The following is a 15,239-nucleotide window of genomic DNA, read 5'->3' on the forward strand; positions in this document are numbered from 1 at the left end:
TCGTACTTGTTATGCTGCGAACTCCAAAGACTCTAAAATCAACTCGTCTGTGCAATGAAGTTCGATCGCTATGTCGTGAATTCGGATAGAGGTGCCTTGTTCCTGTTGGTGCAAGCGATTTATCAAAGCCGCACGGTCTCGAATCGTCTCGTAAATGGATTCGGGTTGTTCTGCCTTGGTCATCACAAATCACATCCTTTTCAGCGATTACCACAAGTATAGCATGGAACGGACTTGAAGAAAGGACTAATTTATTTATGAAGTTACAGTTTTTAGGAACTGGTTCGGGTATGCCATCGAAACAACGCAATGTGTCAGGTCTTGCGCTCGTCTTGCCAAAAGTCACTTGGTTGGTCGACTGTGGGGAAGGGACACAACATCAGATGCTCTACACGAAAGTCAAACCACGTAAAGTGACAGCGGTATGGGTGACACATTTGCACGGTGACCATGTGTTCGGATTACCTGGATTTTTATCGACCCGCTCTGCGCTAGACGGAACGGATCCTCTCACGGTTTATGGTCCGAAAGGATTAAAGAAATGGCTCGAAGCGACACTTCGCGTCACAGGTTCTCATCTCGGTTATGAGTTGAACGTCATTGAATTCACGGACGGAGACACATTTGAGCAAGACGGTCATACGATCACTGTGCGAAAATTAGAGCATCGGTTCCCTTCTTATGGGTTTCGTGTCACGGGGCCGGAAAAACCGGGAACGTTGCGCGTCGATCGGGTAAGAGAGCTTGGAATTCCAAGTGGACCCATCTATAAAACAATCAAAGAACAAGAACGGTTCGAATATGAAGGAAAATGGTACGATTCTAAAGAATACGTCACTGAACCGACTCCGGGCAAAGTCGTTGCGATTCTTGGGGACACGACGCCATGCGAGAACGCGCGATTGTTAGCAGAAGGGGCCGACCTCCTCGTTCATGAGGCGACATTCATGGAAAGTGAACAACCGCTCGCCCGAAAATATGGTCACTCGACGACGCGTGAAGCGACTACACTTGCGAAAGCGTCTGCGGTCGGCCAATTGATTGTCACGCATATTTCCGCTCGATATGTCGGACGAGAGGAAGAATTTGAACAAGAGGTCGTTTCGGATTTTCCATCGAGTTTAGTTGCGACCGACTTTTTAGAATATACAGTGGGGGATTGATGTGACCATTCAACTCTATGTTTGGGCCGCGTTTTTAGTGATCAGCGTCTTGTTAGGTGTCCGCTTGAACCAATTGAAAGAACCGGAAGCCAATTTCTTTCCGAAGTTTTTATTTTATTCACTGCTCGGCATCGTTTCGTTTCCAATCGGTGGATTTCATATCCCAATCGGGTTTTTATTGTCTTTTTTATTCTTTCCGAAACAGAACAGCCGCTATAAATGGTATGGAGCACTTTTAGGATTTTTCTTTTTTATCGTCTTATTGTTCGTACCCTTGTTTGACCAATCTGGGTTTCGTGCGGAATCGCAACAAATCGGCGCCGTTTCTGTCACGGATGAATCTTTCGATGAGATGACAGAGAAAATCTTACAACGAGTCAACAGTGACTCCATCAAGCTAGACCGAGGTAAACTTCAAATTCATCGGGATGGGGACGTTCAATCGATTGAGTATTTGCTGATGGTCGAACGAGCCGAATCGTTCCAACAAATTCGCGTGACGTACGCAGACGGCCAATTATCTTATGAACAGGTCGATGAATTACGAAAAGAATCAGGTCAGGCATTCTTTGAAAAGCTCGTCGAATTTGACCATATGTTGTCTACTTTAAGAGAACCTTCATGGGAAGAATATTCAGATGTCATAGTCGCCCCAATCCTACAACTTTCTTACGATGGGCTGTATGATATGTATACGTTCGAGAATGAGTCGATGCTCATGATCAACCGTGACAATGAGCTCGTTAAGTTCTGGCTACAACGTGAACCCGTCCTTGCTAACAGTATCCAGCTCGTCGGACTGACGCAAGAGGGTCGTAGTACAGGTGAACGCTATGCGATTCTTTACAATTATTCGATACACCAACGAGAGGATTTGACAGACCAATGAAATCATATGTAACGATTGCTCTACTAGCGACGGCGCTACTTGCCGGATGTGGCGGGGAAGAGGCGCAGCAAGAATCGTGCGGAGTGAGTCCGACTATTTCGGTCTATAACGCAGCGACTGAGGAAACGCTCTATCAAGAGAAAAGTGTCTGCTTAGAAGAGGACGCGACTGTTCTCGATGCATTAAAAGCAACAGGGCTTGACATTGAGGTGACAGGGAGCGGTGACATGTCCTATGTGACGGCAATCGAAGGGATCGAAGAAAAATCTGAAGGACAATCGTCAGGATGGGTATTTGCTTTTAACGGTGCACCGGGGGATGAAGGAGCGGGCGCCAAAGAAGTGGAATCGACGGATGTCATTCAATGGCGGTTCGAAGAAGATGCAGTGGCTTTCTTCGAATGAGGCAGATTGGGAGCGGAGACATCCTGTCACGCTCCTTTTCTATCTCTTCTGTCACCTTTACATATTAATGAATGTCGAAGACGTCACTCTTTTTGTGGTTGGACTCCTCTTGCTGCTCATCATTGAACGTCGTTTCCCTTGGTCAATGCTATCCATACTGATTGCGTTTGGGTTGATTTCAGTCATGCCCATACTGATTGGATGGGAAATATCTTATGCATACATATGGCGTCAGCTTTTGAAATTGGCTGCCTTTTTACTCGGGATGTTATGGATTGCACGCATCATTCGTCTCGAACGATTGCTCCCGCTCTTATCGAACTTTCCACGATCGTCTTCACTCTTATACGGCGCATGGGCACTCATCCCGTCAATGGAGCAGGCCGTACGTCAGGCAGTCAGGAGTCATCCGAGAGCATCTTGGCGAGAGGGCGTACAAATCGGGATTGAAAGCCAGCAAACTGAGCCGAAGTTCGTTGTTGAACCGATACGGCGTTTTCGTCTAGAGGATTTATGGCAAATCGTCCTCATCGGGATGATCGGTCTGGCTTCAATCCATCTGTTTGTCGGACTTTGGCTAATCTATCCATATCTCACGAAAGGAGGGATGCGTGATGCAATGGTTATCTACCGTTGATGGTTCGTTCGAGCAATACGTCGAACGTTACCGCCCGTATGTGATCGAGATGACGCAATCGTTCTCAGGAAAGGTTGGGCACTTACTTTCGAGTGTCGATCCTTTTCGAGGGGCGGAACTCGCTACACTATTACAAATCGACGCGCTTTATCCGAAGCGGTTTGATGCATGTTCGAGTGGAGAACAACAGATTGTTCGAGTCGCCTACGCCCTGTTAAATCGACCGGACTCCATCGTCCTGATTGAACCATTTCGGCATCTAGACCAATTTCGAAGAGAGCATTTAGAAATGTTGCTCCGCCGTATTTCTGGAATTGGGGTGCAAATCGGTTATACTGAGCGAGCGAAAGAACCTACAGGAGAAGCGACGTTCACGTTCAACGAATCGAAAACGAAACCTTCCATCGATGCAATCGACGTATCTTACCGGCATCCTCTGCAAGCGACTTATGCGATTGATCACGTGACGGTTCAGATGAATGAGCCTGGACTCACAGTTTGTATCGGGACGAACGGGAGTGGGAAGTCAACTTTACTCGAACTATTAGCTAGAAGTAGACGTCCACTTCAGGGGCGAGTGAAAAAGGGAGAACGAGCAGTCTATCTTCCTGCCAATCCAGAAGTGGGTCCGTTCCCACAAGAAGGGAAGCGACGGGTCGCCCAACTTCAATCCGTCCTACACGATCCGTCTAGTGTCCTTTTACTCGATGAACCGACCGTGGATTTGACGAGAGGAGAGCGGGACGCATTCTTTGTTGCGCTTCAACAAAAAGCAAAGTCGGCCCGCGTCATCTGTGCAACACATGACATGGGCCTCATACAGGTTGCGACGGATGTGATTTATCTAGCGAGCGGTCAAGTCGTCTTTCAAGGCGATCGGAACCTTTTTCAAGATCGGAGCACCTTATGGTCACATACGTCTTCGCCATCCTGATCGCGATCGTCGTGCTGTACCGGTTCGAAAAATCTAGAATCCCGATTCAACCACTCGTTCAATTGTTAGCACTTGCGGTCATTGGGCGCTGGCTCTTTATGACGATACCGAATGTTCAACCGACGACGGCCATGATCATGTTGACGGCCTTACTGGTCAGTTTGAACGGGGCCGCCATCCTCGCGCTCTTTGTCCCGATTTTGTCAGGACTATTGCTTGGGATTGGTCCCTTTGTATTTTATCAATTTTTAGGGTGGCTCCTTGTCGTTGTGCTCGTCCGTTTATTTCGACCGATTCTATTGAAATCGACCATCCTCTTCTTACTGCTCGGTTTACTATCAGGTTTTTTATATGGATGGACGACAAACTTGGCGTTCATTGAAGTGGTCGGGACGGATGTCGTGAAGTTATTCTTACTCAGTTTTCCATTTGATCTGGCCCACGGTATTTCGAATGTCGTCTTCTTGGTCATGATTCGTCCGCTATTTGAGCGCATATTCCTTCGTCAACTCGGGTAAATATACAATATTCCTATCATATTGAGTGAGGTGAACGACGGATGAGTGCATATATTAACATTACTGAAGTCGGCATGTTTCTACTCGTAGGGTTGTTGTTTATCTTATTAAACCTTGTTCTTTTAGTGAAACGTTATACGAGGGCACGTTTCGCCATGTTAAGCATTCTAGCGGCAAGTGTATGGCCAGCGCTGATGATTGTTCTATCAGTAGAACAGTTGAGCGTGATGGATCAATTGACCTCGGGTGAATGGTCACTAGATGCTGTGCTTGCGTGGGGAGTCGTCCTCTCGACAGCGCTCATGACAATGATTCCAGCAGGTGTCTTTTTACACCGGCTCGTAAGTGTCTCGCGATTACATTCAGAATCTTAAAAGGAGCGACCGGCGACGGTCGCTCCTTTATTCATGTCGTTGATTCAGCGGCTGACCCGTCTGCTGGTTTTTGGACACGACGCAATACTTCGAGACTGAGAGCACGTGGCATCAACTTGGCCAACCCGACTAGGAGTTGATTCGAGAGACCAGGCACAACCACGCGCTTATTATTCATGACACCTTTATAACCGAAGAAGGCGACGAGGTGAGATGGCATTTTTGAGAAGGACAATTCACTCCCCGCGCGATCAAAGAAATTCGTATCTGTCGGGCCAGGGCAGAGGACACTGACGTGAACACCGCTCCCTTTCACTTCGGCATGCAGCGCCTCGGTAAGTGAGAGGACGTAAGCCTTCGTCGCATAGTAGACGGCCATATACGGACCGGGTTGGAACGCAGCGACGGAAGCGACGTTTAGCACATAACCGTGATTTCGTTCGAGCATACCTGGAAGATAGGCTTTCGTCAGTTCCGTCAATGTGTTGACGTTCAATCGGACTTCGTCCGCCTCCGTCTCAGGATCGAGGTCTGCGAACGCACCAGACGTTCCAAATCCAGCATTGTTAATCAAAAAGTCGACGGTTAATCCCGCCTCTTCAATCATCGAGGTCAATTGATTGGCAGCGTCATGTTTTGCCAAATCAAGCGCGAAGACGTGTACATTGATTCGATATCTCGTTTCAAGGACTTTCTTCAGTTCGTGTAAGCGAGGTTCGTTTCGGGATACGAGAATACAGTCGTACCCGTCTCGTGCGGCGAGTACGGCCAAGTCTAAACCGATGCCCATCGAGGCCCCAGTAATTAAAGCTGTCTTTGACAACGTGATCCACTCCTTTAATGAAAAGTCATACATTGTTACTGAATTCTTCACGAGTTGTTAAAATCCTGCCCCGTTTGCACATTCGATCCTGTGCTAAAGTATAGCAAGAATATGTGATTAGACTCACAAAGTAGGGAGAAGAACAAATATGATGATTCAGCTCGTCACTACGGCGCAAAGCGTCGAACAAGCAGAAGCGTTAATTAAAGCGGGTACGGACCGATTATTTATCGGGAATTCTAGGTTCGGCTTGCGACAAAAGGGAGACTGGACAATCGATGCTGTGAGGGAAGTCACACAGCTTGCCCATCGATACGGAAAAGAAGTGACGGTGGCCGTCAACAATTTGATGCATAACGACCACATTCAAGAATTGCCGGATTATTTACAAATGTTGAAAGCAATCGGCGTCGACGATGTGACAGCCGGGGATCCCGGGGCCATCCGTTTGATCCGTCAAGCGAAAATCCCATATTGGTACGATGCCCAAACGCTTGTCACGTCCGCCAAACAGATTCAGTTCTGGGGGAAACGTGAGGCCATCGGAGCCGTCGTTGCGCGAGAAGTCACTCTCGAGGAATTGGTGTTGATTCAGCAACAAATCGGTCTCCCCGTTGAAGTTCAAGTGTACGGTCCGACGTGTATTCATCATTCGAAGCGACCGCTCATGACGAACTATTTCAATGAACTTGGACGCCCTTCTGAAGAGGCGAAACAACGTGAGTTTTATATGAGTGAGCCAGCAGATGCGGCGAGTCGTTATCCGATTTATGAGGACGAGAACGGCACGCATATTTTCTCTGAAGATTTGACGCTTATGGGTCAGCTACCGACATTAGTCAAAAACGGTCTTCACACATGGAAACTTGATGGCTGGCACGCGGGAGAACAGTTTGTTGAAATCGTTCAGTTGTTTACCGTCGCGCGGGCAAATCTATTAAATGGTCAATTCGACCGAATCGAGATGGAGCACCGCCTCAGAGAGTTACAACCGGAAGCGTTTCGACTTGGAACGGGATTATTGTTACGCAAACCAGAAGAGATCAAGTGAGGGATGAATATGAAACAACGTCCAGAATTATTAGCGCCAGCAGGAAACTTAGAGAAATTGAAGATGGCGATTCATTATGGTGCCGATGCGGTCTATATCGGCGGTCAACAATTCGGGTTACGTTCGCGTGCCGGTAACTTCAGTTATGACGAGATGCGTGAAGGTGTGGCTTTCGCACATGCTCGCGGGGCGAAAGTATATGTCGCTGCAAACATGGTGACGCATGAAGGGGATATCGAAGGAGCTGGTGACTTCTTCCGCACGCTCCGTGATATCGGGATTGACGCAGTGATCGTTTCTGACCCTGCCATGATTGAGACGTGTCTAACAGAAGCGGAGGGCTTACCGGTTCACCTGTCGACACAAGCTTCCGCGACGAACTACGAGACGCTTCGTTTTTGGAAAGAAGAAGGACTCGAGCGGGTTGTTTTGGCTCGTGAAGTATCGATGGATGAGATTGTGCAAATGAAACAGGAAGTCGATGTTGAAATCGAGACGTTTGTCCATGGTGCGATGTGTATCTCATACTCCGGTCGTTGTACGCTGTCGAATCATATGACATTGCGGGATGCCAATCGAGGTGGCTGTGCCCAGTCGTGCCGTTGGAAATATGGCTTCTTTGAAGAGGATGATCTCTTGACGAAAGAGATGGAGACCCGTGATGAAGAGCCGTTCTCGATGAGTTCGGTCGATTTATCGATGGTCCGACATATTCCCGACTTGGTGGACGCTGGAGTCGACAGTTTGAAAGTCGAAGGACGAATGAAATCGATTCATTACGTCGCGACCGTGTGTAACGTGTATCGTCAAGTGATTGACGCATACTGTGAAGATCCTGAGAACTTTGTCTTCGACCCGGCTTGGGAAGAAGAGATTTGGAAAGCGGCACAGCGAGAACTCGCGAGTGGTTTCTATTACGGGATTCCGACCGAGAAAGAACAATTGTTTGGGAAACCACGTTCGATTCCTCAGTACGCATTTGCCGCACGTGTCATCGCATACGACCCGTCGAGCGGGATGGCGACACTCGAACAACGAAATCACTTCTCAATCGGTGAAGAAGTTGAATTTTTCGGACCTGGATTCGTTCGTTTCTCCCAAGTCATCGAAACGATTGAGGATGTTGACGGTCAGCCGATTGAATCCGCCAACCAAGCGATGATGACGATTCGAGTTAAAGTGGAAAAACCCGTCGCGACCGATTACATCATGCGCAAGCGAAAAGGGGTCCCTGCACGCGTCTTCGCTTGACACATCCACCGAGCCAACATAGTCGCCCGAACTGTCTAATCCTGCTACCCTAAGAGATAGAGACGGAGGGATGGAAGGATGAACCAAAATACGGAGCAATTGCGGACAGAGCCCATCGGTCGACTCCTGTTTAAGTTATCGCTACCCGCGATGATCGGGATGCTCGTGACGGCGCTCTACAATATCATTGATACGATTTTTGTCGCTCGTGGCATTGGCGCTTCGGCCGTCGCGGCCATCGGGATTGCGTTTCCTATACAGATGATCTTAATGGCCGTGTCGAGTGCCGTTGGTCTCGGTGGCGCCTCCATCAGTTCTAGGAAGTTAGGGAGAGGTGACGATGCCGGTGCGGCTGTCACATTTTTGAACGTGCTCGTCCTCGTCGGATTGTTTGCTGCACTCGCGGTGAGTTCCGCTTTCTTTATGTTGGATGAGATTTTAATGGTCTTCGGGGCGACGTCCGAAATCATGGAGCTCAGTCGACAGTACTTATCGGTTGTCTTGATCAGTTCACCATTCTTTATGTTCACGCTTGCTTCGAGTGCGATGGTTCGTGCCGAAGGTCAGGCACCGTATCAAATGAAGGTCATGTTGACGACCGTTCTCGTCAACCTCGTGACGACGCCACTGTTCATCTTCACGTTCGACTGGGGCATGTACGGTGCAGCGACTTCGACGGCACTCGCTCAAGTCATCGGTTCCATTTTGATGCTTCGATTCTTCTTCGCCCGAAAACCAAAAACGGAACTGCGCTTCAAATGGCGACAGTTCCGGATACGATTCGATGAGATGAAAGAGATTATGGCAATCGGTTCCTCTTCATTCATCATGATGGTGTCCCAATCCATCTTGTTCGTTGGCGTCAACGTGATGCTCGGAACGTATGGTGGGACAGAGGAGTTGGCGATTTTCGCCATTATCAATAAGTTCATGGCGCTCGTCGGCATGCCGATCATGGGAATTGTCCAAGGGATGCAACCGATTGTCGGATATAACTATGGTGCCGAACGGTATGATCGTATGCGTGAGACCATATGGACAGCGATGCGGGCAGGGATTGCAATCGCTGTGATCATCTGGCTCATCTTGCAGGTATTCCCGAATACGTTGATGGGTTGGTTCTCGACGGACGAGGCATTGATTGCGGGAGGCGTGACGGCGATTCACATCTTGTTCGCCGTCTCGTTTTTACCGAGTGTTCAAATGCTCGTCAACGGGATTTACCAGTCACTCGGGAAAGCGCGAGTCGCCATGTTCTTGTCCCTTTCACGTCAGACGCTCTATACGATTCCGCTCGTCTTTATACTTCCGTCGTTCTTCGGAGTGTTCGGGGTCTGGTTGGCGTTTCCGATTGCCGATGCGATGACGTTTTTGACAGCGGTCGCCTTGGCGTTCTGGGACCGAAAATTATTGTTCCGTCCTTCAGAAGAAGATCAAGAAGCGCATGATGTAAATCCGAAAGCGACAAACTTATAATCAAACGTCCGCTCGTGTCGAGCGGGCGTCTTCTTTTAGGAACAAGTAAATCCCGCCAAGCAAGACGATGGCGCCGAGCCACTGGAACGGACCGAGTCGCTCACCGAAAAAGGCGTACCCGAATAGCATTCCCCATAAGGCCTCTCCGAGGATGGTAATACTGACGACGGTCGCACTGACCCGAGCGAGTGCATAATTGAACAGGTTATGCCCTAATATCGTCGGGAAAAAGGCAAGGGCGAGGAAATACCACCAGTTGACCGTTTCAAAGTCGGTGAACGTCGTCCCGCGTACGAGGAGCATGAAGCAAAGGACGACCGTTGCGACGAGATAGACGCTAAACGAGTACGTATTCGTGTTCATCGATGTCCGGACATGTTGACCGACAAGCCAATACCCTGCAATGAGGAGGGCGGCAATCAGAGCGAGCAGGTCACCCAATAGTGCTTCTCGTCCGAGCTGAATGTCACCTGCAGCGACAAGCATCCCACCGAGGACGGCGACGAGCGCGTATGCCAATCCTTTTCGCGTCGGGTTCCTTTTAAAGATCAAGGTGTTTCCAATTAAGACGAAAATCGGGCTCGATGTGACAAAAAGGGTGGAGCTGGCGACTGTCGTATAATCGAGTGATAAAAACCAGAGCCAAAAGTGAAACGCGAGCAGCGTCCCGCTAAGTAACAAAGCATATCGTGTCATCAGTCGCGTTGTGATGAGTGATTTGAAATCGACGAATGGGAGTAGCATGAGACATGTGATCAGCATGCGGTAAAACGCAGCTGTCTCGGCTGGAGCAGACGTCCATTTGACGAACAAGACGCTCGTCGACAAGAAAAAAACGGCAGCGAACAAAATGAGGTAAGACATGACGACACTCCTTCACATATGTATGTTCTCTGTTAATCATATCGGAAAACAGCCGTGTGGCAAGATATGATTCATGGAATACAAACAAATGCTCCCCTCTCGATATGTCCATCCTCGACTTGGTATAGTAAAATACATAGAAGAAGCAATCCCACCACGTACGTCTTGCCACGAAACTGAAGGCAAAGTAAGGAGTTCTTATGAGACTAATCATCGCGGAAAAGCCATCGCAAGCTCAAAAGTTGGCGGCTCCCTACCCATCTAAAAAAAGAAAAGATGAGATTGAAATCTCACCATGTTCACGTTTCCCGGAAGGAGCAATCGTCGTCTGGGCGGTCGGTCACCTGTGCGAACTGCAGGAGCCTTCACACTATCGTCCTGAATGGAAGTCTTGGAAATACGAGGCACTTCCGATTGTTCCGGAACGGTTCGATTATCGAATCTCGAAAGGAAAATCAAAGCCGTTTTATGCCATCAAGAAATGGCTACATGACCGCTCCATCACCGATGTGATTATCGCTTCGGATGCCGAGCGGGAAGGGGAGGCGATTGTTCGATTAATTCTTCGGCTCGCCGGAAACAAAAAACCGTTAGCGCGACTATGGATTTCGAGTCTGACGGAGCAAGCGGTCGACCGTGGATTCTCTCAACTGTTACCGGGTGAGCAAACAGTCCCTTATTATCATGAGGCGATGAGTCGCGCATGTGCCGACTGGCTCGTTGGCATGAACGCTTCCCGTGCATACACGACCTTGTTGAAAACAATCGGGATCGAGGACGTGTTCTCGCTCGGTCGTGTCCAGACTCCGACACTCGCCTTGATTGTCAATCGCGAACGAGAAATCAAGCAGTTCGTGCCAGAACCGTACTTTGAAGTCGAGGCGACACTTGCAAAAGGTCGGGGCACGTTCAAAGCGAAATATACACTTGGAAAGACGACGAAGCTCAAAACACGTGAGGAAGCAGATGCGGTTGTGAAGCGAGCTTCTGGCACCGCAACAGTCAAAACAATCGATAAAGAAGAAAAGATGGAGCAACCTCCGTTTTGGTTCAGTTTATCCGGGCTTCAGGCAGAAGCAGGGAAACGATTCGGTTTCGGGGCGAAAAAGACGCTCGATATCGCTCAAAAGCTATACACGAAAGGGTGGATCAGTTACCCGCGGACGGATTCTGGCTTTGTCACCCCAGATGAAGCGACGCTATTCCCTCAGACGAAGGCGAGATTGCTGAAGTCAGCCGCTTATGAAGGTCTTCGCGACGTTTTAACCGAGGATCCGTCAAAAAATCGTCGATACGTCAATGCGAAAAAGGTCAGTGATCACTACGCAATCATTCCGACCGAAGCTTGCGGTGACGTCACACGTCTCGGCGGAGATGAGGCAAAGCTGTACGATTTGATCAACCGACGTTTTCTCGCGGCATTTGCACCTGCGGCGAAGCTCGAGAAGACAACAGTTGATTTGATTGATGGAAACGACCTATATCGGGCAAAAGGTACCGTCGTCGTGAGTCCAGGTTATCGTCAAGTCGTCGAGATGAAATCAAAAGACGTCGAGCTTCCTGCATTGACAATCGGCGAAGAATTGAAAGAGAAGAAAGTTGAAGTGTTGTCAAAACAGACGGAGCCACCGAAGCGGTATACGGAAGGTTCACTGATCATGGCGATGAAAGTCGCAGGAAAACAGCTCGATGACGAAGAGCTGATTCATATCATGAAAGAAGTCGAAGGTCTTGGCACCGAGGCGACACGCGCTAACATTATCGATGGATTGAAAAAGCGCGGTTATGTTCAACTTCAGAAAAAAGAGCTCGTTCCGACAGACAAAGGACGTCTCTTGATTGATGTGCTTGGAGACAGTATTTTAGCATCGCCTGTCATGACGGCGAAGTGGGAGAAACGCCTTCACGAAATCGGCCAAGCATCGGCATCTGCCGCTGAGTTCATAGAACAAGCGAAAAAGATGTCGATTCATTTGGTTGAAGAGGCGAAGTCGCGAGTTGAGGCAGCAAACCCGGAAGGTTATACGATTGAGGCGAAGCGTTACGGGAAAAAAGGAGCGACTCGACCGAAACCCTCGTTTGGAGTCTGTCCGAATTGTGGCAAAGCCCTCGTCGAGCATCCGAAGTTCATCGGTTGTAGTGGTTATCGGGAAGGATGTCGGTTCACCGTCTCCAAACAAGTACTTGGTGTCGGACTTGTCAAAGATGAGTTGAAGCAAATGATCAACGGAGGTCAATCGAACGTACATACGTTCAAAAAAGGCGAGAAGACGTTCAATGCTTCTTTATATCTTGAAAAAGGGACGCTCCGATTCGAATTCAAATAAAAGAAGGGTCGCGTTTTAAAGCGGCCCTTCTGTCTTGTCAGTCTTCTCTCTTTTCTGGTCGTCCTCGATGCGACGATTGATTTCGTCATAGTCTAGAACGATGTCGTCTTTATTATCTTTATAAGCGTACCCTTTTTGGATGACGACGATGGACGCAATCAGGACGAGTAAAATAATCAAACCGCTGACGGCAAATATCCAGGCCATAAGAACCCCTCACTTTCTCTCTTCAGTATGCCAAATAGTGAGTCGATTCTTCAACTGGAACGAACAGACGGTAATTTCGTGTGACATTGAAAAGATATGGTACAATACGATGTAGAACACTAAGTAGAGAAGGAAGGGATAGTCATGGCGATTTTGATTGTGGACGACGAACCGGTCAATACGCTCGTTCTCGAGCAACTGCTTCACCAGCACGACTATGAGACGATATCGGTCTCGAGCGGAGAAGAAGCGCTCGATTTATTGATGGCCCCACAAGCCGCATCGCTGTATGATCTCGTCCTGTTGGATGTCGAGATGCCCGGGATTTCTGGAATCGAGACATGTAAACGAATTCGACAGATGGCTGATTACGAAGAAATGCCAGTCATCATGGTGTCGGGTCGTACAGATGAAAAGCAGATTGCTGAAGGACTAGATGCAGGAGCGTCAGACTATACGACGAAACCGATCAAGGTGACGGAGTTGCTCGCACGTATCCGCTCTGCTCTTCGCTATAAAGCGGCCGTCGATGAACGGAAAATCTATGAGGCCCGTCTCCAATACGATTTGGATCTTGCGCAAAAAATCCAACAAAGTGCGCTCACGCCACCAATCAGTAATGAAGAGATTGACGTGCGCGCTCTCTATCTTCCATCAAAAAAATTAGCGGGGGATATGTATGCGTGGTTCCAGGTCGCACCGGACCGGTATGGTGTCATCATCTTTGATGTCATGGGTCATGGGGTCTCTTCGGCACTCATTACGATGGGTATTCGCTCGATTCTTCCGGGACTTGTTGGAAATGTTCAGTATCCGGTGGACGTGATGACCGAGTTGAATCGTCAAATGACGTTCTTATTCTCGGGTGACGATATGCACAGTTACTTTACAGCGGTGTATTGCTATATCGATACAACGAAGCGTCGAATTGAGTATGTGAATGCAGGGCATCCTCCAGTCATTGTGACGTCAGAAGAAGGCAATTGTCGTCTTGAGACGACGGGAGTACCTGTTGGCATGTTCGAAGAGCCAAATTATGAGTCTAAAGAAGTTGATATTGCTCCGGGTATGACACTTCACATGTACACGGATGGACTCATGGAATGTTACAGCAAAGATATTGACGATGGGATTCGCTGGCTTGAGAAGGATGTCTCCACGTACGGTCTCGACTATAGTCGTCACGTTGCAGAGCAACTCGTCCCGAAAATTGAAATTGAGGATGACCTTTGTCTCGTCACGGTCAAGATCACATAACAAAGAGCCTGACGTATGATGCGTCAGGCTCTTGTGCGTTTAGAAATATCGTTTTCGCCATAAGATATAAAAGGCAAGACCAGAAAATCCAATCATCATAGTAATCGCCATGATGAATCCGAACGGCTGTCCTTCCCATGGAACTTGGACGTTCATCCCAAAGATTCCAGAAATCATCGTTGGAATACTGAGTACAATCGTAATCGACGCCAAGAACTTCATGACGAAGTTGACGTTGTTCGAAATGATTGATCCGAATGCTTCCATCTTAATGCTGATGATATCATTATAAATTGACGCCATTTCCATGGCCTGGCGGTGTTCGACGAAAACATCTTCTAATAGTTCTTCGTCCTCTTCATGTTTCTCCAAACTTGGTGTCTTGACGATCCGGTCTAAGACACTATCGTTCGCTTTCAAAGAGGTCATGAAGTAGACGAGGGATTTTTGCAGGTTCATCAATTGAAAGATCTCTTGATTTCGCATCGAACGTTGTAGTTCCTGTTCAAGCTCGTCCATTCTCCGGTCGATTTGTCGCAAGAAGCGTAAGTACGTCATACTCACCCGATGTAAAATCTGAAAGACGAAACGACTTCGATAATTCGTCCGGAACAGTCGTGCTTTGCCGTTTGCGAATAAGTTCAAGACGTCAAGCTCACGTGAGCAGACGGTGATGAAATGTCGTCCAGTCACGATGATACCGAGCGGGATTGTATTGTAAGTTCGCCCCGTATCATCTTCCTCCACGTACGGGACGTCAATGATCATGAGAAGTCCCTCATCATCTTTTTCAAAACGTGGTTTTTCCTCAATATCAAGTGGGTCATATACAAAGTCTTCTGGAATGCCGGACGCCTCGATGACTTGATCGGCCTCATCTTTTGTCGGATTCACGAGTTGAATCCAGCTTCCTTTATCAAAGTCTTCGATTTCATCCACATGGCCTGATGCGTCAGTACGGTAAATCGTCAGCATGCATCTTCCTCCTACCTTAACTCAATCTTATTATAGGTAGCGAAAATGAAGAGTGCAATCCAAAGCAGGAGATTTTTTGTTTTCTCTAG

General features: G+C 48.3%; 17 protein-coding genes. 12 read left to right on the forward strand and 5 right to left on the reverse strand.

Annotation, left to right across the window (positions count from 1 at the left end):
• Positions 1 to 9: 9 nt before the first annotated feature.
• Positions 10 to 183: a hypothetical protein gene (locus KNO99_RS10185; protein ID WP_214748115.1), complete on the reverse strand. Its 174-nt coding sequence runs from the start codon at positions 181 to 183 to the stop codon at positions 10 to 12.
• Between the two features lie 74 nt (positions 184 to 257).
• Between KNO99_RS10185 and rnz the strand changes: the two genes are divergently transcribed.
• Genes rnz through KNO99_RS10220 form a run of 7 tightly spaced genes read left to right on the forward strand, consistent with a single transcriptional unit; the run spans position 258 to position 4,919 of the window.
• Positions 258 to 1,163 carry a ribonuclease Z gene (gene rnz / locus KNO99_RS10190; RefSeq protein WP_214748118.1) on the forward strand — a complete coding sequence of 302 codons (906 nt, stop codon included), beginning with the start codon at positions 258 to 260 and terminating at the stop codon, positions 1,161 to 1,163.
• A gap of 1 nt (position 1,164) precedes the next feature.
• Entirely contained in the window at positions 1,165 to 2,052 is an 888-nt protein-coding gene (locus KNO99_RS10195) for a hypothetical protein (protein ID WP_214748120.1), read from the forward strand.
• Entirely contained in the window at positions 2,049 to 2,456 is a 408-nt protein-coding gene (locus KNO99_RS10200; protein ID WP_214748124.1) for a DUF4430 domain-containing protein, read from the forward strand. Before KNO99_RS10195 ends, KNO99_RS10200 begins: the two co-directional genes overlap by 4 nt.
• On the forward strand, positions 2,407 to 3,093 hold the full coding sequence (locus KNO99_RS10205) for a hypothetical protein (protein ID WP_251131029.1): 687 nt from the start codon (positions 2,407 to 2,409) through the stop codon (positions 3,091 to 3,093). Before KNO99_RS10200 ends, KNO99_RS10205 begins: the two co-directional genes overlap by 50 nt.
• Complete coding sequence (locus KNO99_RS10210; RefSeq protein WP_214748126.1) at positions 3,071 to 4,027, forward strand: ATP-binding cassette domain-containing protein; 957 nt, start codon at positions 3,071 to 3,073, stop codon at positions 4,025 to 4,027. Before KNO99_RS10205 ends, KNO99_RS10210 begins: the two co-directional genes overlap by 23 nt.
• Positions 4,000 to 4,545 carry a hypothetical protein gene (locus tag KNO99_RS10215; protein ID WP_214748129.1) on the forward strand — a complete coding sequence of 182 codons (546 nt, stop codon included), beginning with the start codon at positions 4,000 to 4,002 and terminating at the stop codon, positions 4,543 to 4,545. Before KNO99_RS10210 ends, KNO99_RS10215 begins: the two co-directional genes overlap by 28 nt.
• Before the next feature lie 41 nt (positions 4,546 to 4,586).
• Positions 4,587 to 4,919, forward strand: a complete 333-nt coding sequence (locus KNO99_RS10220) for a hypothetical protein (RefSeq protein ID WP_214748132.1) — start codon at positions 4,587 to 4,589, stop codon at positions 4,917 to 4,919.
• Between the two features lie 31 nt (positions 4,920 to 4,950).
• Here KNO99_RS10220 and KNO99_RS10225 read toward each other — a convergent pair whose 3' ends face one another.
• A complete protein-coding gene (locus KNO99_RS10225; RefSeq protein WP_251131030.1) occupies positions 4,951 to 5,742 on the reverse strand; it encodes an SDR family NAD(P)-dependent oxidoreductase in 792 nt (263 codons plus the stop codon).
• Positions 5,743 to 5,890: 148 nt separating this feature from the next.
• On the opposite strand from KNO99_RS10225, the gene KNO99_RS10230 reads away from it, so the two are divergent.
• From KNO99_RS10230 to KNO99_RS10240, 3 genes are all read left to right on the forward strand, one after another.
• Positions 5,891 to 6,793 carry a peptidase U32 family protein gene (locus KNO99_RS10230; protein ID WP_214748135.1) on the forward strand — a complete coding sequence of 301 codons (903 nt, stop codon included), beginning with the start codon at positions 5,891 to 5,893 and terminating at the stop codon, positions 6,791 to 6,793.
• Between the two features lie 9 nt (positions 6,794 to 6,802).
• Positions 6,803 to 8,044, forward strand: coding sequence for a peptidase U32 family protein (locus KNO99_RS10235; protein ID WP_214748137.1), 1,242 nt, complete (start codon positions 6,803 to 6,805; stop codon positions 8,042 to 8,044).
• A 78-nt stretch (positions 8,045 to 8,122) separates the two neighbouring features.
• The gene (locus KNO99_RS10240) at positions 8,123 to 9,520 is read left to right on the forward strand and encodes an MATE family efflux transporter (protein WP_214748140.1); all 1,398 of its coding nucleotides are present in this window, start codon (positions 8,123 to 8,125) and stop codon (positions 9,518 to 9,520) included.
• Here KNO99_RS10240 and KNO99_RS10245 read toward each other — a convergent pair whose 3' ends face one another.
• Positions 9,521 to 10,384 (reverse strand): DMT family transporter, encoded by an 864-nt coding sequence (locus tag KNO99_RS10245; RefSeq protein WP_214748143.1) that lies wholly within the window; start codon positions 10,382 to 10,384, stop codon positions 9,521 to 9,523.
• 200 nt (positions 10,385 to 10,584) lie between these two features.
• On the opposite strand from KNO99_RS10245, the gene KNO99_RS10250 reads away from it, so the two are divergent.
• Positions 10,585 to 12,711 carry a DNA topoisomerase III gene (locus tag KNO99_RS10250; RefSeq protein WP_214748146.1) on the forward strand — a complete coding sequence of 709 codons (2,127 nt, stop codon included), beginning with the start codon at positions 10,585 to 10,587 and terminating at the stop codon, positions 12,709 to 12,711.
• Between the two features lie 15 nt (positions 12,712 to 12,726).
• Here KNO99_RS10250 and ytzI read toward each other — a convergent pair whose 3' ends face one another.
• Complete coding sequence (gene ytzI, locus KNO99_RS10255; RefSeq protein WP_074033260.1) at positions 12,727 to 12,918, reverse strand: YtzI protein; 192 nt, start codon at positions 12,916 to 12,918, stop codon at positions 12,727 to 12,729.
• A gap of 144 nt (positions 12,919 to 13,062) precedes the next feature.
• Between ytzI and KNO99_RS10260 the strand changes: the two genes are divergently transcribed.
• Positions 13,063 to 14,175 (forward strand): PP2C family protein-serine/threonine phosphatase, encoded by a 1,113-nt coding sequence (locus KNO99_RS10260; RefSeq protein ID WP_214692854.1) that lies wholly within the window; start codon positions 13,063 to 13,065, stop codon positions 14,173 to 14,175.
• Between the two features lie 39 nt (positions 14,176 to 14,214).
• Here KNO99_RS10260 and KNO99_RS10265 read toward each other — a convergent pair whose 3' ends face one another.
• A complete protein-coding gene (locus KNO99_RS10265) occupies positions 14,215 to 15,150 on the reverse strand; it encodes a magnesium transporter CorA family protein (protein ID WP_074033258.1) in 936 nt (311 codons plus the stop codon).
• Between the last annotated feature and the right edge of the window lie 89 nt (positions 15,151 to 15,239).

The organism is Exiguobacterium sp. s189 (assembly GCF_018617615.1).
Lineage (GTDB): Bacteria > Bacillota > Bacilli > Exiguobacteriales > Exiguobacteriaceae > Exiguobacterium > Exiguobacterium aestuarii_A.

Coding starts and splice junctions, on each gene's coding strand:
- KNO99_RS10185 (WP_214748115.1), bottom strand. CDS start 183: ATGACCAAGGCAGAACAACCCGAATCCATTTACGAGACGATTCGAGAC.
- rnz (WP_214748118.1), top strand. CDS start 258: ATGAAGTTACAGTTTTTAGGAACTGGTTCGGGTATGCCATCGAAACAA.
- KNO99_RS10200 (WP_214748124.1), top strand. CDS start 2,049: ATGAAATCATATGTAACGATTGCTCTACTAGCGACGGCGCTACTTGCC.
- KNO99_RS10205 (WP_251131029.1), top strand. CDS start 2,407: ATGTCATTCAATGGCGGTTCGAAGAAGATGCAGTGGCTTTCTTCGAAT.
- KNO99_RS10210 (WP_214748126.1), top strand. CDS start 3,071: ATGCAATGGTTATCTACCGTTGATGGTTCGTTCGAGCAATACGTCGAA.
- KNO99_RS10215 (WP_214748129.1), top strand. CDS start 4,000: ATGGTCACATACGTCTTCGCCATCCTGATCGCGATCGTCGTGCTGTAC.
- KNO99_RS10220 (WP_214748132.1), top strand. CDS start 4,587: ATGAGTGCATATATTAACATTACTGAAGTCGGCATGTTTCTACTCGTA.
- KNO99_RS10230 (WP_214748135.1), top strand. CDS start 5,891: ATGATGATTCAGCTCGTCACTACGGCGCAAAGCGTCGAACAAGCAGAA.
- KNO99_RS10235 (WP_214748137.1), top strand. CDS start 6,803: ATGAAACAACGTCCAGAATTATTAGCGCCAGCAGGAAACTTAGAGAAA.
- KNO99_RS10240 (WP_214748140.1), top strand. CDS start 8,123: ATGAACCAAAATACGGAGCAATTGCGGACAGAGCCCATCGGTCGACTC.
- KNO99_RS10245 (WP_214748143.1), bottom strand. CDS start 10,384: ATGTCTTACCTCATTTTGTTCGCTGCCGTTTTTTTCTTGTCGACGAGC.
- KNO99_RS10250 (WP_214748146.1), top strand. CDS start 10,585: ATGAGACTAATCATCGCGGAAAAGCCATCGCAAGCTCAAAAGTTGGCG.
- ytzI (WP_074033260.1), bottom strand. CDS start 12,918: ATGGCCTGGATATTTGCCGTCAGCGGTTTGATTATTTTACTCGTCCTG.
- KNO99_RS10260 (WP_214692854.1), top strand. CDS start 13,063: ATGGCGATTTTGATTGTGGACGACGAACCGGTCAATACGCTCGTTCTC.
- KNO99_RS10265 (WP_074033258.1), bottom strand. CDS start 15,150: ATGCTGACGATTTACCGTACTGACGCATCAGGCCATGTGGATGAAATC.